This is a genomic window from Nocardia lasii, from assembly GCF_042658545.1.
In the GTDB taxonomy this organism is placed as follows: domain Bacteria; phylum Actinomycetota; class Actinomycetes; order Mycobacteriales; family Mycobacteriaceae; genus Nocardia; species Nocardia lasii.
Genome location: NZ_JBHSQN010000002.1, coordinates 670,141 through 690,621 on the forward strand (window position 1 = coordinate 670,141; position 20,481 = coordinate 690,621).

Sequence of the window (20,481 nt, forward strand, 5' to 3'; positions counted from 1 at the left end):
GCTCAGGTGAGGGCCAGCACCCGACACGGCCCGCCGGTGCCGCCCGCGTGCTTCGGCGCGCCGACCACCACGGTCGCGCCCTTGGGCGGCACCGCGGCGAGGTTGGCCAGCATCTCCACGCCGTAGCGGCCGGCGCCGAGGAAGGCGGTGTGCGCGCCGTAGTCGGGGTCGATACCGCAGTCCAGACTCAGCGTGTCGACGCCCGCCCCGACGATGCCGCACTGTGCCACAAGGTATTCCGCGGCCGCACCGGAGAACCCCGGCGCGTGCGGCTTGCCGTTCCCGTCGAGATTGAGGAAGGTCGACGGCGCGGCCAGGCGCTGTTCCCACCCGGAGTACATGGCGACGAAGGCACGGTCGGGAATCTCGCCGTGTCGCGACCGCCAGTCGTTGATATCGGCGAGGGTCACCACCGCGTCCGCGTCGGTCGCGGCCTTGGCACTGATGTCGATCACCACGAGCGGGGCGACCAGGTCGTCCACGGCGAGCGCCTCGGTCGTGGCGGCCCCGGCGACCCGGTGGGCGGGCGCGTCGAGGTGGGTACCGGTGTGTTCCCAGTACCCGAGCGCGAACTGCCCGAATCCGCCCGAGGCGTGCACGGCCACCGGCACCATCCCCATCGGCGGATTGCCCGGCCACACCGGGAGCTGCGGGGTCAGCGTGTGGGTCAGGTCGACGACTCCGGAGCGGGGCGCGGCGACGGCGGGCGCGGGCGTCATCGCGGCGAGCGCGGTGAGTCCCGCGAGGCCGAACACGGCCCGTCGACTGGGTCGCGGCGCACCGTCGCGGGCGAGTCGAACGATCTCCGGCGAGCACATCGGCCCAAGATAGCCGAGCCGCCGCGGTCCGAGGCGGAATCGGTGCGCTCGCTTAGACATCCGCCGTACGCACTGTCGCGGGCCCGGCGGCGACGGTGGCGCGCAGTGCGGCCGGACCCACGCCGCGCGACAGCCCGACAACCATGGCGGCACAACCGAGTCCGGACAGCACCAGACCCGTGCCGAAGATCGCCGGATACCCGAACAGATCACCGACGATGCCCGCGCTCATCCCCGCCACCCCCTGCACGATGACGATCACGCAGGCGAACAGCGTGTAGTCGCTGCCCGCGTGGTCGGGCTCGGACGCGTCCATCATCAGCGCGAACACGGCCACGGTCGCCGCACCGCCGAAGAGATGTTCGGCCAGGCTCGCGGTCACCAACAACTCGAAGCCGCCCACCCCGAGCGAGGCGAACAGGTACAGCGCGAGACTGGCCGTCTGCGTGACGCCACCGATCAGCAACGCCGTGCGACGCCCGTAGCGGAACGCCAACCACCCGCCCAGCGCCGCACCGGCCAGCGCGCCCGCCGAGGACAGCACACCCTTGATCAGCGCGATCTGCCCCAGACTCAGCCCCGCGTCGGAGAGGAACGGGCCGGTGAGGGCCGCGGCCATCGAGTCACCGAACTTGAACGCGGCGATCAACCCGATGAAGGCGAGCACACCGGGCCGCAGCAGCCGGGTCCACCACGCGCCGACCAGTCGCGCCGGATGCGGCCGCGGCACCCGGTCGGTGACCGGCTCCCGCAACATCCACACCGGCACCGTGGTGACCACGATCAACACCGCCATCGCCAGGAACAGCGCCCGCCACCCCGCCAGCGCGTACAACCACAGCAGCGCCCCACCGCCCACGATCATCCCGAGCCGATAGGCCCCCACCTGGATCCCGTTGCCGAGCCCGCGTTCGCGCGGACCGAGCAACCGCACCGCCAACCCGTCGGTGGCCACGTCCTGAGTCGCCGAGAGCAGATTCACCACCACGACGCCCACGAACATCCACCGCAGCGACGAGGACAGATCCAAACACGCCAGCACCAGCGCGACCGCCGCCGACAGCAGTTGCAGCACCAGCAACCAGGTCCGGCGCGTGCCGTAGCGGTCCACATACGGCGCCCACAGGAATTTCAGCGCCCACGGCAGGAACAGCACGCTCGAGGCGCTGATCGCGACCAGCGAGAATCCCGATTCGCGCAACACCACCGGCAGCGCCTGGGTGAAGAAGCCGAACGGCAGCCCCTGCGCGAAATACAGTGACGACAACAGGACCAGCGTGCTCACGGTGATCACACCCGGCCGGGTGGTGGTGCTCATGGCCACATCGTCGCAGACCGTCGGTGCTGGCACAGTGTCGACCGGATGACGTCCGCGAGGAGAGACGATGACGCGTATCGGTGTCCCGAAGGAAGTCAAGAACAACGAGTTCCGCGTGGCGATCACCCCGATCGGCGTGCACGAACTGGTGACCAGCGGCCACCGGGTGACGGTGGAGGCGGGCGCGGGGCTGGGATCGTCGATCCCCGACGCCGAATACCTCGCCGCGGGCGCCGCGATCGAGCCCGACGCCGACGAGGTGTGGGCGAGCGCGGATCTCGTGCTCAAGGTCAAGGAACCGATCGCGCCGGAATACCACCGCCTACGCGCGGACCTGACCCTGTTCACCTACCTGCACCTGGCCGCCGACCGGCCCCTGACCGACGAACTCGTCCGCCGCCGGGTCACCGCCCTGGCCTACGAGACGGTCCAGCTGCCGTCCGGCGCGCTGCCGCTGCTGTATCCGATGTCGGAGGTCGCGGGCTGTCTGGCGCCGCAGGTGGGCGCGCACGCGCTGATGAAACCCTACGGCGGGCGCGGGGTACTGCTCGGTGGGGTCGGCGGCGTCGGCCAGGGCAGGGTGGTCATCATCGGCGCCGGGGTCGCGGGCCAGAACGCGGCCAATATCGCCCTCGGCATGGGCGCGGACGTGACCCTGCTCGACACCGATCTGGACAAGCTGCGAATGTCGTTCTGGCGCTACAACAATCGCGTCCACGGGCTGGCCTCGTCGAAACTGGCGATCGCCGAGCAGGTCCGCACCGCCGACCTGGTGATCGGCGCGGTCCTCATCCCCGGCGCCGCCGCCCCCAAGCTGGTGAGCAACGAGCTCGTCGCCCAGATGAAACCCGGTTCGGTCCTGGTCGACATCGCCGTCGACCAGGGCGGCTGCTTCGCCGACACCCACCCCACGACCCATGCCGACCCCACCTACCGGGTCCATCAGTCGACCTTCTACTGCGTGGCGAACATGCCGGGCGCGGTCCCGCACACCTCCACCTACGCCCTCACCAACGCCACGCTGCCCTATGTGGTCGCGGTGGCGGACAAGGGCTGGAAACGCGCCTGCGCGGAAGACCCTTCTCTCGCACAAGGTCTCAACACCCACGCGGGCGCGATCACCAACCTCGCCGTCGCCACCGCCCACGGCCTCGCCGGATAGTTACTCCACCACGAGCGAGACGGTCTCCACCACGCAGACCGGCTTGTCGCCGCCCTCACGTTCGACGGTGACCTTCGCCGTGACCAGCTTGCCGCCCGCACCCGGCGCCACCGAGACCAGCTCGACCCCGGCGCGGATCTTCGAGTTCACCGGCACCGGCGCGGGAAAGCGAACCTTGTTGGAGCCGTAGTTGACTCCCATCGTGATGCCCTCGACCCGATAGATCTGACCGACCAGGTGCGGCACCATCGACAGGGTCAGATACCCGTGCGCGATGGTGGCGCCGTAGGGCCCCTGCGCCGCCCGCACCGGGTCGACATGGATCCACTGGTGGTCGCCGGTCGCGTTCGCGAACAGGTCGATCTGACCCTGGGTGACGGTGTGCCACGGCGAGAAGCCCAGCTGCGTCCCGACCGCGGCCTCGAGTTCGGCGACCCCGTGGAAGGTCCTCATGCCCGCGGCCCACCCGCCACGTAGAGCACCTGCCCGGACACGAAACCGGCGCCCTCGCTGGCGAAGAACGACACCGCGTGCGCGATGTCCTCGGGCACACCGGTCCGCGCCACCGGGATCGCGGCGGCGGCCGCGGCCTTGAAGTCCTCGAACGGAACGCCCACGCGCGCCGCCGTCGCCGCGGTCATCTCGGTCTCGATGAAGCCGGGGGCCACCGCGTTGGCGGTGATGCCGAACTTGCCGAGTTCGAAGGCGAGGGTCTTGGTGAAGCCCTGCAGTCCGGCCTTGGCGGCGGCGTAGTTGGCCTGCCCTCGGTTGCCCAGCGCCGAGGTGCTCGACAGGTTGACGATGCGCCCGAAACCGGCCTCGGTCATGTACTTCTGGGCGGCCCGGCTCATCAGGAACGACCCGCGCAGGTGCACGTTCATCACGGTGTCCCAGTCCTGCACCGACATCTTGAACAGCAGGTTGTCGCGCAGCACCCCGGCATTGTTGACCAGCACGGTCGGGTTGCCGAGCTCGGCGGCGACCCGCTCGACCGCGGCCTGCACGGCGGCTTCGTCGGACACGTCGGCGCCGATCGCGATGGCGCGCCCACCGGCGGCCTCGATCTCGGCGACCACCGGCTTGCCCGCGTCCTCGTCGAGGTCGATCACGGCGACGGCCATGCCGTCGGCGGCCAGCCGGCGCGCCACGGCGGCGCCGATCCCGCGAGCGGCGCCGGTGACGATGGCGGTGTGGGTTGTCATCGAATTACTCCTTGGGGTTCGAGTGGTCTTGCGGGTGATTGTTTACGAAAGCCGTTCCAGCACCATCGCCATGCCCTGTCCGCCGCCGACACACATGGTCTCGAGCCCGAACTGCTTGTCGTGGTAGCGCAGCGAGTTGATCAGGGTGCTGGTGATCCGCGCGCCGGTCATGCCGAACGGGTGGCCGATGGCGATCGCGCCACCGTTGACATTGAGCTTGTCCTCGGGGATGCCGAGTTCGCGCGCGGAGCCGAGTACCTGCACCGCGAACGCCTCGTTGATCTCCACCAGGTCGATGTCGTCGATGGTGAGCCCGGCCCGCCGCAACGCGCTCTTGGACGCTTCGATCGGGCCCAGTCCCATGATCTCCGGCGACAGCGCCGACACCCCGGTGCTGACGACCCGCGCCAACGGCGTGAGACCGAGTTCCTCGGCCTTGGTGTCGGACATGATCACCAGCGCGGCCGCGCCGTCGTTGAGCGGGCAGCAGTTGCCCGCGGTGATCGTCCCGTCCGGCCGGAACACCGGCTTGAGCCCCGACACCGCTTCCAGGGTGACCCCGGCGCGCGGCCCGTCGTCGCTGCTGACGATCGTGCCGTCCGCCAACGTGACCGGCGTGATGTCGGTGGCCCAGAACCCGTTGGCGATCGCCTTCTCCGCCAGGTTCTGCGACCGCACCCCGAACGCGTCCTGCTCGGCGCGGGTGATGCCGGTGAACTGGGCGACGTTCTCGGCGGTCTGCCCCATCGCGATGTACACATCGGGCACCAGCCCGCCGACGCGCGGATCGCTCCACGTCGCGGCCCCGCCGGTGGCCCGTGCCCCGGTGCGCGCCACCGCCTCCTCGAAGCGCGGGTTCTGGGTGCCGGGCATGCCGTCGGCGTTGCCGTGGAGGTAGCGGCTCACGGTCTCGACCCCGGCGGAGATGAACACATCACCCTCCCCGGCCTTGATCGCGTGCAGTGCCATCCGGGTGGACTGCAGGCTCGACGAGCAATACCGGTTGACCGTGGTGCCGGGCACCGTGTCGAGTCCGGCCAGCACCGCGACCACCCGGGCGATATTGAACCCCGACTCCCCCGCGGGCTGCCCGCAGCCCAGCACCAGGTCCTCGACCTCGGCCGGGTCCAGCGCCGGGACCTGTGCCAAGGCCGCCCGCACCATCTGCACGGTCAGGTCGTCGGGGCGCATGTCCTTGAGCGAGCCCTTGCCCGCCCGGCCGATCGGGGAACGGGCGGTGGCGACGATCACGGCTTCGGGCATCGAGACTCCTCAGATAAGTAAGCGCTTGCTTAGTTCAGCATGGTGCAGCAGGACGCCCGAGACCGTCAATACGCCACCGGGTGTTATCCACGTCACACCACCTGCGCCGGGCGGGCGGGGCGCGGGGCGCGATAATGGCCCGGTCATGACCGAAACGACCGAAGCCCGCTCCGACGCGACCCGCGCGCGGCTGCTCGACGCGGCCATCGCCGCCTTCGCCGAGAAGGGTTTCAACGCCACCACCACCCGCGATATCGCCGCGGCCGCCGGCCTGAGCCCGGCGGCGGTGTACGTGCATCACAAGTCGAAGGAAGAGCTGCTCTACCTGATCTCGCGGGCCGGACACGAGGCCACGCTCGCGCTGGTCACCGAGGGTGCGCGCTCGTCGAGCGAGCCGACGCTGGCGTTGCGAAACGTCGTGCACGCCTTCGCCGCTCACCATGCCCGCCGACACACCAGTGCTCGGATCGTGAACTACGAACTGGCCGCGCTGACCCCGGAGCACTACGCGGAGATCCGCGCCATCCGCCACCGCATCGACGCCACGATCCGCGATCTGGTCGATCGCGGGGTGGCGGCCGGGGTGTTCGACACCCCCGATCCGCGGATCGCGAGCGTGGCGCTGCTGTCGCTGGGTATCGATATCGCCCGCTGGTATCGCGAGGACGGTGACTGGTCGCCCGAGGATATCGGCGAGTCCTATGCGGAGATGGCGTTGCGCATCGTCGGCGCGCGCTGAGCTCCCCGGTTCGTTCCCCCTTCTACTGTATACACGATTCCGGGCCCTCATGCGGCGCCGATTTTTGGTCCATACTCGCTCCCGCAATGCTGAAACCCCAGGTGAGGAGTGGCGGAATGGCCTATGTGCTCGACTTCGCGGAGATCGACCGGACCCGGATCTCGACGGTCGGCGGCAAGGGCGCGAACCTCGGTGAGCTCGCCCGGATCGAGGGTGTGCGCGTCCCCGACGGCTTCTGTGTGACCACCGACGCCTACGCGCGCACGGTGGCGGATTCGATCGACGACCTCCTCGACGACCTGTCGCGCCTGGCACCCCAGGACCGGGCGGGGATCGCCGAGCTCAGCGCGCGGATCCGCCACACGATCGAGAATCTCACCGTCCCCGCGGACGTGGCCACCGAGATTCTCGCCGCCCACGCCCGCCTCGGCGTCGAGGGTGCCTACGCCGTGCGCTCCAGCGCCACAGCCGAGGACCTCCCGACCGCATCCTTCGCCGGCCAGCAGGACAGCTACCTCAATATCGCGGGCGGCCCGGCACTGCTCGACCACATCCGGCGATGCTGGGCCTCGGTGTTCACCGACCGCGCCGTCACCTACCGCCTACGAAACGCCATGGGCCACAACCAGATCCGCATGGCCGTGGTCGTGCAGCGGATGGTCTTCCCCCGCGCCTCCGGCATCCTGTTCACGGCCGACCCGGTGACCTCCGACCGTACGACCGTCTCCGTCGACGCCGGTTTCGGGCTCGGCGAAGCCCTGGTGTCCGGTCTCGTGAACGCCGACTCCTACCGGGTTCGCGACGAGCGCATCACCGAGGCGCGCATCGCCACCAAGAAACTCGCCATCGAGCCCCTTCCCACCGGCGGCACCCACGTGCGCGAGATCGCCCCCGACCACCGCGACGACCCGGTGCTCACCGACTCCGAGGTGCTGCGCCTGGCGAACCTCGGCCGCCGCATCGAAGCCCACTTCGGCAGCCCCCAGGACATCGAATGGTGCCTGGCAGGCGACGAGCCCGCCATCGTGCAGAGCAGGCCGATCACCACCCTGTTCCCGATCCCGGCCGCCGCCGACACCGCCAATCGCGTCTACGTCTCGGTCGGCCACCAGCAGATGATGACCGACGCGATGAAACCGCTGGGGATCTCGCTGTGGAAGATGACCAGCCACGCCCCCATGCGCGATGCCGGGGGCAGGTTGTTCGTCGATGTCACCGCGATGCTGTCGTCGCCGACGACCGCCGCCGCGCTGGCCGGGGCACTGGGCAAGTCCGATCCGCTGATGGGCGACGCCCTGCGCACCGTGCTCGACCGCGACTTCATCGAGCAAGGGCCGCAGCGGAATTCGGCGGCGCCCGCGTCGCTGACCACCACCGCGACCATCGCGAACGATCCCGAGCTCGTCACCACCGCGATCGCCGACAACGCGGCCGCCGTGGCCGCCACGGCCCGCGAGATCGCCCCGCTGACCGGACCCGCGCTGCTCGACGCCATCGAAGCCGATCTGGCCGACCTGCGCCGAATCCTGTTCACCCCCCTCAACTTGCAGATGATCACCGCCGCCCAGGACGCCACCTTCTGGCTCAACGACCACCTGTCCGAATGGCTCGGCGAGAAGAACGCCGCCGACGCGCTCACCCGCTCGGTGCCCCACAATGTGACCTCGGAGATGGGCCTGGCACTGCTCGACGTGGCCGACGTGCTCCGCCCCCACCCGGAACTGATCGCCTACCTGCACCGCGTCGACAGTGACGACTTCCTCGACGAGCTGGCCGACTACCCCGGCGGCACCGAGGCCCGCGCCGCGATCGAGAACTTCCTCGCCACCTACGGCATGCGCTGCGCGGGCGAGATCGACATCACCCGCCCCCGCTGGAGCGAAGCCCCGAGCACCCTGCTGCCGACCATCCTCGGCAATATCGCCACCTTCGCCCCCGGCGCGAGCACCCACCTGTTCGAGGCGGGACTACGCGATGCCGAACAGTCGAGAACTCAACTCCTGCAACGCCTTCGCGAGCTCCCCGACGGCGAGCAGAAGGCCACCGAGACCGCGCACATGATCGAGCGCCTGCGCACCTACTCCGGCTACCGCGAGTACCCCAAATACAGCATGATCAGCCGCTACTGGGTCTACAAACAGGCGCTGCTGCGCGAGGCCGACCGCCTGGTCGCGGCGGGGGTCCTCGGCGACCCCGCCGACATCTTCTTCCTGACCTTCGACGAACTCCGCGACCTGACCCGCACCCACCGCGCCGACGACACCCTCCTGGCCGACCGCAAAGCCGCCTTCGAGACCTACCGCGCCCTCACCGCACCCCGGGTCCTCACCTCCGACGGCGAGACCCTCACCGGCGCCTACCGCCGCGACGACCTCCCACCGGGCGCGCTGCCCGGCATGGCGGTCTCGGCGGGCACGATCGAGGGCCGCGCCCGCGTGATCACCGATATCGCCCAGGCCGACCTCGCACCGGGCGACATCCTGGTCACCGCCTACACCGACCCGAGCTGGACGCCGCTGTTCGTCGCCATCACCGGCCTGGTGACCGAGGTCGGCGGCCTGATGACCCACGGCGCGGTGATCGCCCGCGAATACGGCCTCCCCGCCGTGGTCGGCGTCGAACACGCCACCGACCTCATCCGCGACGGTCAACGCATCCGCGTCCACGGCACCGACGGTTACGTGGAACTGCTCTGAGGCTGTCCCCCAGCGGTTTTCACCGATCCAGGGGATTCACCGCGAGCGCGAGGGGCATGCCAGTGCGCCACAGCGTCGCCGCCGTGGAGTGCGGGCGGACCCGCGTCTCGTGCCGCATGGCGTCGGCGAACTCGCCCCGGAAACCCGCGCGCGGGTGGCGCGCGTGCACGGCGCCGAGCACGCCCGGCTCGAGGTCGCCCGCGCGCACGCCGACGACGTCGAGGTGCGCGGCGTCGTGCAGCAGCACCGCTTCGGCGCCGTGCTCGCGCGGGGTGACCGGGTCGAAGTGGCGGGCGATGGCGGTGTGCACGCAGTCGCCCACCGCCTCGGTGGCCCCGTTGTCGACCACGAAGGCGCGGGCCCGGTGCGCGCCGAGCAGGGCGAAGCAGCCGGTGCGCGGGTCGTCGGGTGCGCCGAGGCCGATGTCGTGCAGGACGCAGGCGAGATAGAGCGCCTCGGGATCGGGCCTCAGCTCGTCGAGTTCGGCCAGGGCGGTGGCGAATTCCCAGCAGCGCAGGCTGTGGGCCAGCACCGCGGGCGTGAGCGTCTGCCGTGCCTCCTCGAGCGCGGACCGGCACAGCACCGAATCCGGCGCGACCGGCGCCCAGTCCGCGGCCGCCGCCCGTCGCCCCCGCACCAGCTGCGGCAGCGCGACCGTCTGCACACCCAAAGCCGAAGCCACCGTGCGCATCCGACGCAGCGGACTCAGTTCACCGTCACGACGCATCGTCGACCCCCACATGCGAGAGCAGATCAGCTCGGGCGATCCCGAGCATGGCATCCAGCGTGGCCTCGTCGACCATCCGACGCTGGAACAGCGAATAGGCCCCGTTGACCGCCGCCCACGAGACCGACACCAGCGCACGGGGATTCACGTCGGCGCCCGCGACTTCCACCGCGCCGGCGAAGGATCCGATCAACCCGCTCAGCACGCCGTCGATCCGAATCTTGGCCTCGCGCGCCAACTCCGACTCCCCCACCTCGACATCGGTCAGCGCGAGAATGCGCAGCGCCAACGGATTCTCGCGATGGAAGGCCACGTACCGGTCGAACACGGCGGCCACCTCCCCGCGCGGGGTGGACGCGTCGATCACCGCGGACATGACCTCCGCGTGCCGGGTCGCCGTGCGCCAGGCCAGCGCCGCGTACACATCGGCCTTGCCCGCGGCGAAATTGGCGTAGATCGAGCTCACCGCGACATCCGCCGCACTGGCGAGCATGTCGATGGTGGTGCCCCGATAGCCCTCGCGCCGGAACAGCTCCTGGGCGGCGTCGAGCACCGCGGTGTGGGTCCGACGTTTGCGTCGGTCGGTGGGGGGTTCCAACGTCACGCGGTTTATCGTAATCTTCTTCCGATATCGTAGTCAACTTCCGATAGGAGTCCCGATGACCGCCTCTCACCTCGCGCCGCGCACCGGCAGCGAAGCCATGACCCTGTTCCTGCCCCAGTCGCCGTTCGTCCAGCACCTCGGCATCGAGCTGGTCGAGATCGAGGAGGGTCGGGCGCGGCTGCGGATGCCCTTCCGGGAGGAACTCGTCACGGTCGGCGCGATGGTGCACGGCGGCGCGCTGGCGGCCTGCATCGATATCGGCATCGTGGCCGCGGCATGGGCAGGCGAGCGACTGCCCGAGCAGCTGCGCGGGGTCACGGTCTCGATGTCGATCGACTTCGTCCAGTCGGCCAACGGCGAGAGCGTCGACATCATCGGCACCCGGTTGCGCGCCGGGCGCCAACTGACCACCTGCCGCGTCGACATCGTCACCACCGGGGACGAACGACTGGTCGCCGCGGGTGGCGGCACCTACAAGATGGGCTGATCAGGCCTACCCTCGATGGCATGCGGTCGCCTCTGAGAGTGTTGCTCCTCGTGCCGATGGCGACGGTGTGTCTGCTGTGCGCGTGCGCGCCGATTCCCGACGACGGCTCCGCGCTGCCCACCGGCGCGTCCGCGCACAACAGCACCGTCACCGACGATCTCGATGCCCCGTGGTCGATCGCCTTCCACGGCTCGACCGCCCTGGTGAGCGAACGCGACAGCGCCCGCGTCCTCGAAATCGGCGCGGGGGGAACACATCGCGAGGTCGGCGTGATCGCCGGTGTCGCGCCGTCGGGCGAGGGCGGGCTGCTCGGCCTCGCGATCCGCGAGCGCCACCTGTTCGCCTACTACACCACCGCCGAGGACAACCGCATCGAACGCTTCGACCTCACCGGCGAACCGGGCAGTCTCGGAATCAGCGGCGGCACACCGATTCTCACCGGCCTACCCGCCGCGACCAATCACAACGGCGGCCGCATCGCCTTCGGACCCGACGCGATGCTCTACGCCACCGTCGGCGACGCGGGCGACCGCCCCGGCGCCCAGGACCGCGCGAACCTCGCGGGCAAGATCCTGCGCATGACCCCCGACGGGCAACCTCCCGCCGACAATCCCTTCCCCGACTCCCTCGTCTACAGCTACGGCCACCGCAACCCGCAGGGCCTGGCCTGGTCCCCCGACGGCCGCATGTTCGCCAGCGAATTCGGCCAGAACACCTGGGACGAACTCAATCTCATCGAACCCGGCGGCAACTACGGCTGGCCCGAGGTCGAGGGCATCGCCGATCGCCCCGGCTTCCTCGACCCCGTCCAGCAGTGGTCACCCGCGCAGGCCAGCCCCAGCGGCATGACGATCACCGACACCGCGATCTACCTCGCGAACCTGCGCGGCCAACGCCTGCGCGAGATTCCGCTCGACGACCTCACCGGCTCCACCGAACATCTCGTCCGCGAATACGGCCGCCTGCGCGACGTGGTCCGCGCCCCCGACGGCACCCTGTGGGTGCTGACCAACAACACCGACGGCCGCGGCAACCCGACCACCGGCGACGACCGCATCGTCCGCCTCGACCACGCGAACTGAGCGCTCACCGCTGTGGGTGCAGGACCAGGACGGTGATCTCGCTCGGGGCGAACACGCGCAGCGGCGGGCCCCAGTAGCCGGTGCCGCGGCTGGTGTAGAGCTGGGTGTCGCCGTGTCGGCTCAGGCCCTGGATCACCGGCTGGTCGAGCAGGACCAGATAGTGGAAGGGCCAGATCTGGCCGCCGTGGGTGTGCCCGGAGATCTGGAGTTCGACGCCCGCCTCGACACTGCCGGTGACCTGCTTGGGTTGGTGGGCCAGCAGCACGACCGGCAGGGCGGGGTCGACGCCGGCCAGCGCCGCGTTCAGGTCGGGACCGTGTCCCTCCAGCCGGGTGCCGGTGGGGTCGTCGATGCCCGCCACCACGAGTCGGTCGGCATTGCGGTCGATGGTGCGGTGCGCGTTGTGCAGCGGCTGCCAGCCGATCGAGGCCATGTAGTCGATCCAGGACTGCGCGTCGTCGAGGTATTCGTGGTTGCCGGTGATGTAGTACTTGCCCAGCGGCGCTCGGATATCGGCCAGCGGGGCGACCTGCTCGCGGCGCTGGTCGACCGACCCGTCGACGAGATCACCGGTGAGCGCGACGATATCGGGACGCTGCGCGTTGACCTCCTCGACCACCCGCCGCGACCAACCCTCCCGGTCGATCGCCGCGAAATGCGTGTCGGTGAGCACCACCACGCGCAACCCGTTGAGCCCCTCGGCCAGGCCGGGAATCGCCACATCCACGGTGCGCACGTCCGGCACCCGCAGCGCCGAATACGCGCCGTACCCGGTGAGCCCCGCCGAGACCGCCACCACCGCCACCGCGATCGCCTGGGTGACGCGCACGCTCGTGAGCCCGACCACCCGCAGCACGGCCCGCAGGAAAATGCCGATCAGCGACCACACGAACACGATCCACAACACCCCGACCGCCACGTCCCCGGCGATCGCCGCGGGATCGAACTGCGGCGGCCCGTGCCCGAGCACCATCGCGATCGGCACACCGACGAACCCGAGCGCGCTGATCACCGTCCCCACCCGGAACCACCGCCCGGCGCGCTGGGTCGGCGCGGCGACCAACATCCACCACGGCACCGCGAACATCACCGCGACAACGACCACGATCACCAGAATCAGCACGACGTATCGCACGCGGACCCGTTCCACTCATGGCCGCCTCCGGCTGGGCAGCACCACCGAAGATCATTTCAGCTCCTACCGACAACACCGCGATCCACCCACTCGCCACGCGGTCACCACCCACACCCCCTCACGCCGCCGAGACATCGGGCAGGTCGATGGCGATGGCGGCGCGCGCGTCGCTCACCGCCTGCCCGCACCGCGCTTCGGCCGCGCTGATCGACCCACTCGGCGCCCCGCGCGTGCGCAGCTCGGCCAGTTCCTCGCAGGCCGTCAGCGCGGTCGCGAGGACACCGTCGGCGAGATCGGGTCGATACAGTTCGATTCCGGCCACCGCCCTGCGCAATTCCGCGAGCGCGGTCTCGGCGTCCTTGGCCCGAGCCCGATCACCGGCGGCCCGCAGCAATCGCGCGGCAGCCAGGAAACCGCGGCACGCGTCCACGTATTCCTTGCGATGGTTGTCGCGACGATCGATGTCACGCATCCGGGTCGCCAATCGGGTGGCGTTGCGGGCGCTGAGCAGACCATTGGCTATCACCGCGATATTGCCGACGATCGCCACCGCGGCGGTCAACCACAATTGCAAAGTCATCTCGACAATGAACCACGAACGCGCCGCCGCCGCAGCGTCGATCGCCTCGGCCCTGTTCGTCGGTCCGCGCCGCGGCGCGATACTGTGGACCAACGATCGGCCAGTGGGGAGTCAGGTGTACCGGACGCCGGAGCAAGCGCAATCGTCCGGCTCGGACCATCCGCACTGGATCACCGTGCGCACCACGCGCACCGTCCTGATCGTCGTCCACACGATGACCGCCTGGAATCGACTGGCCGACATCCTGCCCGTCTTCGATTCCGACCGCCGCGTCCAACTCGTTTTCACCTTCCCCGACGTTTCCGCCGTCACCGGCGATGTGGAACGACAACTCGACGAATCCGGCGCGGTGCGAATTCTGTGGGCGCGTGCGCTCACCGATGAATTCGATCTCGCCATTTCGGTTCATCACAGTGGTGAACTCCACCGAATATCCGCCCCTTTAGCCGTACTTTCCCACGGAATCGGCTATACTAAATTAGCTCGAGAATCGAGAATCGAGAATCGAGAATCGAGAATCGAGAATCGAGAATCGAGAACGTTTACGGTTTGGGGCGGCGGTGGTTGGTGCGGGAGGGATCGATTCCCGAAGCCGTCATTCTCTCCCACGAGAACGATCGCCACCGCCTGGCGCTGACCGTCCCCGAAGCCCTCCCCCGCACCGTAGTCGCCGGCGATCCCTGTTTCGACCGCATGCTGGCCAGCAGGCACCTGATTCCCGCCTACCGCGCCGCCCTCGGCGCCGCCCCCGACACCACCGTCGTCACCGTGTCCTCGACCTGGGGCGCCGGTTCGGTTCTCGGACAGCATCCGAACCTGATCGACGACCTGCTCGGCGAGCTCCCTGTGGACGAGTACGTCGTCGCCGCGATCGTGCACCCGAACGTCTGGTTCGCCCACGGCCCGCTCCAACTCCGCACCTGGTTCGCCAATGCCCTGCGGGCCGGACTGCGCCTGATTCCCCCGATCAGCGGCTGGCAACAGACCGTTCTCGCCTCCGATATCGTGATCGGTGATCACGGCGCGGTCACCGGTTACGCTGCCGCCCACGCCATTCCCACCGTGCTCGCCGCGTTTCCGCGCGAGGATGTCGCCGAGGGATCGGTGATCGATCGGCTCGGTGAACTGGCCCCGACGCTGCGCCCGTCGCGCCCACTGCCGCCCCAGATCGCCCGCGCGATCACCGATTTCGACCCTGTCGCGATGCGCGTCGTGCGCACCGAAGCCACCTCGCACCCCGGCGCCTGTCTCGATACTCTGCGTTCGACGTTCTACCGCCTCCTGCGTCTGCCCGAGCCCGACAACCGTGCACCGGAATTTCCTTATCCGCCAGCGGATCTCGTCGCCCATCGCGATCCGATTCGCGCCTGCTGGATTTCGTGCGAGCCGATTCCCGACGCGCTCAGTCACCGAACCGCGCGGGTCCACCGCTGGCCCGCCGACGTCACCGCCCGCAGCCGACGCGGCCACCGCACCACCGATGCCGCCCTGGTGGTGTACGACGACCATCCGCGTCGAGACCTCACCGGCACCGCCGACGTCCTCGTGGTCTCGCACATCGCCCACGATCCCGACGAATCCCTCAGTCGCACACTGCGCCGACACCCCGGCTGTTCGATCGCGATGACCGAGATCGGCCCACACCACGTCCGCCTGCGCTTCCGCGACGGCTCGACCGCCGAGGCCCTGCTCGACGACACCCACACCGGACCCATGCCGATAGCCTTCCTCGCCGCCCTCGTCCACCTCGACCGCGAAGCCGCCGACTACACGATCCTGGCAGGCGCCCAGCGAATGACGTTCCGCCTCAAGCGCATTCGCCCAGCAGCCGACTGACTACAGTCGGTCGACGCCATCACCGGTGCCGTATACAGTGAGGCATCCGTCTCGAAGGCCGGTCGCGGGGAGGGCAAGTGAGCGCGAGCATGGTTCCACCGTGGGCCAACCCTTTCCTGCCGCGCCAGCCCGTCATGGACGACATGGCCGCACACATCCGCCGGTCTCGTGAACGCGCGCTGCCGACGCTGATGTACCTGGACGGCGTGGAGGGCATCGGGCTCTCCTGCCTGGTGACCCAGTTCTGGAAGGACTACCAGGACTTGATTCAGGGCCCGCTCATCTGGCTCAGCGGGCGCCGCTCGGACGGCTCCGACGTCCCCGGCGAGGAATTGTTCACCCGCGCACTCCGCCAACTCGAGGTGTCCGAGGGCGACCAGGGCGCCACGCAGGAGGAGAAGGCCGACAGCTTCCGCGCCGTGGCCCAGACCGCGAAATTCCTGCTCGTCCTCGACGATCTCGCCACCACAGCCCAGATCCTGGCGTTCATCCCGCCCGACGCGCCGAACGCGATCATCGTCGCCACCAGCTCCCGTCGACGGCGCACCTTGGAACGGCACGACTTCGAGCACTTCGCCCCCGAACTCCTGACCACCGACGCGTCCGTCGAACTCTTCCGATCCGGACTCGGCGACACCGCCCGGTCACTCGACGCGGAGACGATCGACGAACTCACCGGGTTCTGCGGTGGAATCCCGCTCCAGGTCAAAGTCTTGGCGGCCCAGATCCACGGCCGACCACCCATGGCTCAGGTCTTGCTCACGCAACTGCGCGATTCGGGAATTCAGCTGCCTGCCCTGGACGACGAACAGCGCATGACGCGGTTCCTCGACACCACCTACCGCAACCTCACCGCCCCGGAGCAGCGCGCCTACCGACTCCTCGGTTCCCTGCCCGCGGCGGATTTCAGCCTCGGTTCCGCCGCCGCCGCGCTGGGCAGCGCGAATACGGCCGTGGTCTACCAGTTGCTCGAACGCCTGACCGAGCTGAACCTGCTGTGCTGCGTCGACGTCGACAATCCCCGCTACCTGTTCCACCGGGTGCTGCACGACGACGCCGCCGCTCGCGCACAGGCGACCGACACCCCCGAGATCCTGCGTCAGACCCTCGCCGCGTGGATCGACTGGAATCTGCGCGAGACGCTCCCCCGCGCCACCGTCATCTCCCGCCGTTGGTGGGTGGCCCCGGTGACAGACCTGCTCACCGCCTGCTACCCCCATGGCGTACCAGTCTTCGATCGACAGCCCGCGCTGGCCTGGTTCGACCGTGAGGAAGCGAACCTGGTCGCCACGGTTCGCGCGGCGCACAACGCCGAACTGCACGACCTCGCGTGGCCGCTGTGTGTGGCGCTGTGGAAGTACCTGCACCTGCACAGCCGATACAGCGCCTGGATCGAGACCCATCTACTCGGCGTGGAATCCGCCCGACAGGCCCACTGCGACCTCGGCGTCATGCAGCTGTCCGCCCAGCTCGGCGCCGCCTACCTCGACATCAAGGAATACGCCGAGGCCCGCGAAAGCTTCACCCGCGCACTGGCTCTCGCCCGCGCCACACACCATTCCCTCGGCGAGCAGAGCGCCCGGGAGTGGCTCGGTAAGATCGCCGCCGCCGAAGGCGATTTCGCCGGCGCACTGGCAGCCTACGACGAATCATGGGCCGTAGTCGCCACACTCGACGACACCCGGATCAGCGCGTTCGACCGCGCCCGCGTCTTCGCCATCCTGGCCCTACAACGCGCCCGCTCCCACTACGGCGCAGGCGATTTCGCCACCGCGATCACCCACGCCGATCACGCGATCACCTTCTTCGACCAGGACCCGACCGAGGTCGACAACAGCGCCAAACCACGTCTGGTCCGAGCCCGCGCCCACCTCGCCCTCGGCGCAACCGACACCGCGATCACCGACTTCGGCGCCGCCCTGGCACTCTTCACCCACGAAGGCGCCGAAAAACACCAGGCCCGCACCCACCGCCTCCTCGGCGACGCCCACCGCACCGCAGGCCACACCACCGAAGCGATCACCCACTACCGCCACGCCTTCGACTACTACCACCGCGTCGGCAGCCCCAACGCCACCCCGGTAGCCCAGTCGATCGCCGAACTGGAGGGCGGGCAACTCCCCGAGCTCGGCTGACCCGAGCCCAGGGTTGACCACCACCATATCCCCCTCGACGGTGTACCTTTCGTTCGTCGAGAACGAGGGGACGGAATGCTTCGACCTGGTGAGGTTTTCGCCGGGTACGCGATCGAGCGCGTACTGGGCAGCGGCGGCATGGGCTCGGTCTTTCTCGCCCGCCACCCGCGCCTGCCCCGCTGGACCGCGCTGAAGGTGCTGGCGGGGGAATTCAGCACCGATGACGAGAGTCGGGCGCGCTTCGCTCGGGAGGCGGATCTGGTTGCGGCGCTGGATCATCCGAATATCGTGTCGATCTACGACCGGGGTGTGGACGCGGGCAGGCTGTGGATCAGCATGCAGTTCGTCGACGGTACCGACGCCGCGCACCTCGATGCCGCGACCCTGTCACCCCGGCGCGCGGCCCGCATCGTCACCGAGACCGCTCGCGCACTCGACTACGCCCATTCGGTCGGCGTGCTGCACCGCGATGTGAAGCCGGCCAACATCATGCTCGGACGCGCACCCGCCGGCGAAGACGAGCGAGTCCTGCTCGCCGACTTCGGCATCGCCCGCCTGCGCGACGACACCAAACACCTCACCCGCACCGGCGTGGTCACCGCCACCCTCACCTACGCCTCCCCCGAACAACTCTCCGCCCTCCCCGTCGACCACCGCTCCGACCAGTACTCTCTGGCCTGCACCCTGTTCCGATTGCTGTGCGGCACAACCCCCTTCGAGGCCGGACATGCCGGCGCGGTGATCACCGGCCACCTTCACCTGCCGCCGCCTCCGGTGAGTGAGCGCCGCCCGGGACTACCGGTAGCCCTGGACGAGATCGTGCGCAAGGCACTGGCCAAACACCCCGACGACCGCTTCACCTCGTGCCGCGAATTCACGAAGGCCGTCTGGGCGGCCCTGGACACCACCCCGACGATCAACCCCCGCGTGCTCCCGACCGTCCGAGTCGACCACCCACCGTCGACCGACCACCCCTCCGAGCCATCCCGGCCGCACGCCGAAGCGGCGTCGACGATCTCACCCCCGACCGCCCCGCCGCCCCGCACACCCGCACCCACCTCCCCGTCTCCGGTCGACGCTGCGCCGAGCACTCCGATTCCCGCGCAGACCCCAGCACCTTCCCTGCCCGATGCCGAGCAACCGCCTCGAAGCCCGCGCTACCTCAGCCTCCCGCCCGATTCCCCCGAACTCTCACTGGGCTCCCTCGACGGACTCGCCGGCCCACGGGAACAGAGTCCGCGCTACCTCGGTGTCCTGCCCGACGAACCCGAATCTCGGCCGAGCATCCTCGGCCGCCTCACCGGTCCAGCCGATACCCCCGCCCAGCCCCGTGGCGCTTCCACGAATTCAGCGTCGCACGCACCGAAACCCGCTCCCATCGAAGCATTTCGCCGAGCACCCGGACAACTCCGCCCACCGTCCACCACCCGCCGCTTCCTGCTCCCGGCCTCCGCCGCGGCCCTCGTCGTCGCTGTCGGCGTCGCCGGGGCCGTGGTCTGGACAACCCGCGACAGCGCCGCGCCCGTAAGACCGTCCGACGGGACAGCGGTCGCCGCACCGGTCGGTTCGTTCACCGCGATCGGACAGCTCGACTCCCACGGCTCGCAGCGCAGCCCGCTCACCGTCACCCCGGTCGATCCCGCCGGCGACGGCACAGCCACCTGCCCCGCGACCTCGATCGCCCTGGCCGGGGCGATGACCGGCCCCGACGCGGCCCTCGGGCAGAACGTCCGCGCCGGGGCGGAGTTGGCGCTGGACCGCTTCACCCGTGCCAACCCCGGGTGCACGGTCACCCTGAAAACCCTCGACACCACCGGTTCTCCCGCCACCGCGGCCACCGTGATTCCCACCGCGACCGCCGACCCGTCGGTGCTCGCCATGATCGGCCCGGTCTTCTCCGGCGAGACCAAGGCGACCGGCACCCTCCTCAGCGACGCGGGCCTGCCGTTCCTCACCCCGTCGGCCACCAACCCGACCCTGACCACCGCCGGCTACCGAACCTTCTTCCGCGGCCTGGCCAACGACGATCTCCAGGGTCCGGCGATCGCCCGGTACATGCTCGACGTCGTGGGCCACCGCAGTGTCTGCGTGGTCCACGACGACACCCAGTACGGCACCGGTTTGGCCGCCGCGGTCACCGCCGCGCTCGGCCCCGCCGCCCTCGCCGCCTGTGGGCAGTTCACGGTTCGCACCGGGGAGTCGGTCGATTCCGTTGCGCGCCAGGTCTATTCGGCCGGTCCCGTGGCAGTGTTCTACGCCGGGTACGCCCAGGATGCCGGCGACCTGGTGCGCCAACTGCGCGCCGCGGGCTCGAACGCCCCCTTCTACAGCGGCGACGGCGCCCTGGACCCCTCCTTCACGCGCGCCGCCGCAGGCAAAGCCGTCGGTTCCACCCTCACCTGCCCCTGCGCCCCGGCCCCCGCCGATTTCACCACCGCCTACCGGACCCTGCACAACACCGCCCCCGGCGTGTACTCCGTCGAGGCCTACGACCTCACCACCATCGTCCTGCGCGGCATCGCCTCGGGTGCCCGCACCCGCGCCGCCCTCGCCGACTACCTGCGCACCTACTCCGGCGCGGGGCTGGGCCGCATGTACTCCTGGACCCAGACCGGCGAACTCGTCGACGCCCGAATCTGGCTGTACCGCAGCAACTCCTGAGCCCACACCACCCGGACCAGCGACCGGTCCGCACCG

18 protein-coding genes are annotated in these 20,481 nt (G+C 69.7%); 9 read left to right on the plus strand and 9 right to left on the minus strand.

Annotated features, from left to right (window positions below):
• Positions 1 to 2: 2 nt before the first annotated feature.
• Both ACFP3H_RS06820 and ACFP3H_RS06825 read right to left on the minus strand, forming a co-directional pair.
• Entirely contained in the window at positions 3 to 818 is an 816-nt protein-coding gene (locus ACFP3H_RS06820; protein ID WP_378601120.1) for a cyclase family protein, read from the minus strand.
• A gap of 52 nt (positions 819 to 870) precedes the next feature.
• Entirely contained in the window at positions 871 to 2,136 is a 1,266-nt protein-coding gene (locus ACFP3H_RS06825; RefSeq protein WP_378601123.1) for an MFS transporter, read from the minus strand.
• 67 nt (positions 2,137 to 2,203) lie between these two features.
• Here ACFP3H_RS06825 and ald point away from each other — a divergent pair, with 67 nt between their 5' ends.
• The gene (ald, locus tag ACFP3H_RS06830) at positions 2,204 to 3,298 is read left to right on the plus strand and encodes an alanine dehydrogenase (protein ID WP_378601126.1); all 1,095 of its coding nucleotides are present in this window, start codon (positions 2,204 to 2,206) and stop codon (positions 3,296 to 3,298) included.
• Here the strand turns inward: ald and ACFP3H_RS06835 are convergent, their stop codons facing one another.
• The 3 genes from ACFP3H_RS06835 to ACFP3H_RS06845 are packed head-to-tail and all read right to left on the minus strand — an operon-like array spanning position 3,299 to position 5,763.
• The gene (locus ACFP3H_RS06835; protein WP_378601128.1) at positions 3,299 to 3,751 is read right to left on the minus strand and encodes a MaoC family dehydratase; all 453 of its coding nucleotides are present in this window, start codon (positions 3,749 to 3,751) and stop codon (positions 3,299 to 3,301) included.
• Positions 3,748 to 4,500 (minus strand): 3-oxoacyl-ACP reductase FabG, encoded by a 753-nt coding sequence (gene fabG / locus ACFP3H_RS06840; RefSeq protein ID WP_378601130.1) that lies wholly within the window; start codon positions 4,498 to 4,500, stop codon positions 3,748 to 3,750. Before fabG ends, ACFP3H_RS06835 begins: the two co-directional genes overlap by 4 nt.
• A gap of 42 nt (positions 4,501 to 4,542) precedes the next feature.
• Positions 4,543 to 5,763, minus strand: coding sequence for an acetyl-CoA C-acetyltransferase (locus ACFP3H_RS06845; RefSeq protein WP_378601132.1), 1,221 nt, complete (start codon positions 5,761 to 5,763; stop codon positions 4,543 to 4,545).
• A 145-nt stretch (positions 5,764 to 5,908) separates the two neighbouring features.
• On the opposite strand from ACFP3H_RS06845, the gene ACFP3H_RS06850 reads away from it, so the two are divergent.
• Entirely contained in the window at positions 5,909 to 6,502 is a 594-nt protein-coding gene (locus ACFP3H_RS06850; RefSeq protein ID WP_378601134.1) for a TetR/AcrR family transcriptional regulator, read from the plus strand.
• Between the two features lie 116 nt (positions 6,503 to 6,618).
• Positions 6,619 to 9,198, plus strand: coding sequence for a rifamycin-inactivating phosphotransferase (rph, locus tag ACFP3H_RS06855; protein WP_378601136.1), 2,580 nt, complete (start codon positions 6,619 to 6,621; stop codon positions 9,196 to 9,198).
• Positions 9,199 to 9,217: 19 nt separating this feature from the next.
• Here the strand turns inward: rph and ACFP3H_RS06860 are convergent, their stop codons facing one another.
• Together ACFP3H_RS06860 and ACFP3H_RS06865 are read right to left on the minus strand one after the other, a co-directional pair.
• Positions 9,218 to 9,925: an HD domain-containing protein gene (locus tag ACFP3H_RS06860; RefSeq protein ID WP_378601138.1), complete on the minus strand. Its 708-nt coding sequence runs from the start codon at positions 9,923 to 9,925 to the stop codon at positions 9,218 to 9,220.
• Entirely contained in the window at positions 9,915 to 10,529 is a 615-nt protein-coding gene (locus ACFP3H_RS06865) for a TetR/AcrR family transcriptional regulator (RefSeq protein WP_378601140.1), read from the minus strand. Before ACFP3H_RS06865 ends, ACFP3H_RS06860 begins: the two co-directional genes overlap by 11 nt.
• Before the next feature lie 55 nt (positions 10,530 to 10,584).
• Here ACFP3H_RS06865 and ACFP3H_RS06870 point away from each other — a divergent pair, with 55 nt between their 5' ends.
• Together ACFP3H_RS06870 and ACFP3H_RS06875 are read left to right on the plus strand one after the other, a co-directional pair.
• Positions 10,585 to 11,016, plus strand: coding sequence for a PaaI family thioesterase (locus ACFP3H_RS06870; RefSeq protein WP_378601142.1), 432 nt, complete (start codon positions 10,585 to 10,587; stop codon positions 11,014 to 11,016).
• A gap of 20 nt (positions 11,017 to 11,036) precedes the next feature.
• Positions 11,037 to 12,098 carry a PQQ-dependent sugar dehydrogenase gene (locus ACFP3H_RS06875; protein WP_378601144.1) on the plus strand — a complete coding sequence of 354 codons (1,062 nt, stop codon included), beginning with the start codon at positions 11,037 to 11,039 and terminating at the stop codon, positions 12,096 to 12,098.
• 4 nt (positions 12,099 to 12,102) lie between these two features.
• Here the strand turns inward: ACFP3H_RS06875 and ACFP3H_RS06880 are convergent, their stop codons facing one another.
• Both ACFP3H_RS06880 and ACFP3H_RS06885 read right to left on the minus strand, forming a co-directional pair.
• A complete protein-coding gene (locus ACFP3H_RS06880; RefSeq protein WP_378601146.1) occupies positions 12,103 to 13,233 on the minus strand; it encodes a metallophosphoesterase in 1,131 nt (376 codons plus the stop codon).
• A gap of 118 nt (positions 13,234 to 13,351) precedes the next feature.
• Complete coding sequence (locus tag ACFP3H_RS06885) at positions 13,352 to 13,813, minus strand: hypothetical protein (protein WP_378601148.1); 462 nt, start codon at positions 13,811 to 13,813, stop codon at positions 13,352 to 13,354.
• 7 nt (positions 13,814 to 13,820) lie between these two features.
• On the opposite strand from ACFP3H_RS06885, the gene ACFP3H_RS06890 reads away from it, so the two are divergent.
• From ACFP3H_RS06890 to ACFP3H_RS06905, 4 genes are all read left to right on the plus strand, one after another.
• A complete protein-coding gene (locus ACFP3H_RS06890; protein WP_378601150.1) occupies positions 13,821 to 14,450 on the plus strand; it encodes a hypothetical protein in 630 nt (209 codons plus the stop codon).
• A complete protein-coding gene (locus tag ACFP3H_RS06895) occupies positions 14,381 to 15,649 on the plus strand; it encodes a hypothetical protein (protein ID WP_378601152.1) in 1,269 nt (422 codons plus the stop codon). The genes ACFP3H_RS06890 and ACFP3H_RS06895 overlap by 70 nt, the downstream gene beginning before the upstream one ends.
• Positions 15,650 to 15,726: 77 nt before the next feature.
• Positions 15,727 to 17,784 carry a tetratricopeptide repeat protein gene (locus ACFP3H_RS06900; RefSeq protein ID WP_378601155.1) on the plus strand — a complete coding sequence of 686 codons (2,058 nt, stop codon included), beginning with the start codon at positions 15,727 to 15,729 and terminating at the stop codon, positions 17,782 to 17,784.
• A gap of 75 nt (positions 17,785 to 17,859) precedes the next feature.
• On the plus strand, positions 17,860 to 20,445 hold the full coding sequence (locus ACFP3H_RS06905; protein ID WP_378601158.1) for a bifunctional serine/threonine-protein kinase/ABC transporter substrate-binding protein: 2,586 nt from the start codon (positions 17,860 to 17,862) through the stop codon (positions 20,443 to 20,445).
• The last annotated feature ends 36 nt before the right edge of the window (positions 20,446 to 20,481 follow it).

Bases quoted from the DNA above. Each gene is read 5' to 3' on its own strand.
- ACFP3H_RS06860 (WP_378601138.1), bottom strand. From the start codon at position 9,925: ATGCGTCGTGACGGTGAACTGAGTCCGCTGCGTCGGATGCGCACGGTG.
- ACFP3H_RS06905 (WP_378601158.1), top strand. From the start codon at position 17,860: ATGCTTCGACCTGGTGAGGTTTTCGCCGGGTACGCGATCGAGCGCGTA.
- ACFP3H_RS06845 (WP_378601132.1), bottom strand. From the start codon at position 5,763: ATGCCCGAAGCCGTGATCGTCGCCACCGCCCGTTCCCCGATCGGCCGG.
- ACFP3H_RS06825 (WP_378601123.1), bottom strand. From the start codon at position 2,136: ATGAGCACCACCACCCGGCCGGGTGTGATCACCGTGAGCACGCTGGTC.
- ACFP3H_RS06890 (WP_378601150.1), top strand. From the start codon at position 13,821: ATGAACCACGAACGCGCCGCCGCCGCAGCGTCGATCGCCTCGGCCCTG.
- ACFP3H_RS06835 (WP_378601128.1), bottom strand. From the start codon at position 3,751: ATGAGGACCTTCCACGGGGTCGCCGAACTCGAGGCCGCGGTCGGGACG.
- ACFP3H_RS06850 (WP_378601134.1), top strand. From the start codon at position 5,909: ATGACCGAAACGACCGAAGCCCGCTCCGACGCGACCCGCGCGCGGCTG.
- fabG (WP_378601130.1), bottom strand. From the start codon at position 4,500: ATGACAACCCACACCGCCATCGTCACCGGCGCCGCTCGCGGGATCGGC.
- ACFP3H_RS06885 (WP_378601148.1), bottom strand. From the start codon at position 13,813: ATGACTTTGCAATTGTGGTTGACCGCCGCGGTGGCGATCGTCGGCAAT.
- ACFP3H_RS06875 (WP_378601144.1), top strand. From the start codon at position 11,037: ATGCGGTCGCCTCTGAGAGTGTTGCTCCTCGTGCCGATGGCGACGGTG.
- ACFP3H_RS06870 (WP_378601142.1), top strand. From the start codon at position 10,585: ATGACCGCCTCTCACCTCGCGCCGCGCACCGGCAGCGAAGCCATGACC.
- ald (WP_378601126.1), top strand. From the start codon at position 2,204: ATGACGCGTATCGGTGTCCCGAAGGAAGTCAAGAACAACGAGTTCCGC.
- ACFP3H_RS06820 (WP_378601120.1), bottom strand. From the start codon at position 818: ATGTGCTCGCCGGAGATCGTTCGACTCGCCCGCGACGGTGCGCCGCGA.
- rph (WP_378601136.1), top strand. From the start codon at position 6,619: ATGGCCTATGTGCTCGACTTCGCGGAGATCGACCGGACCCGGATCTCG.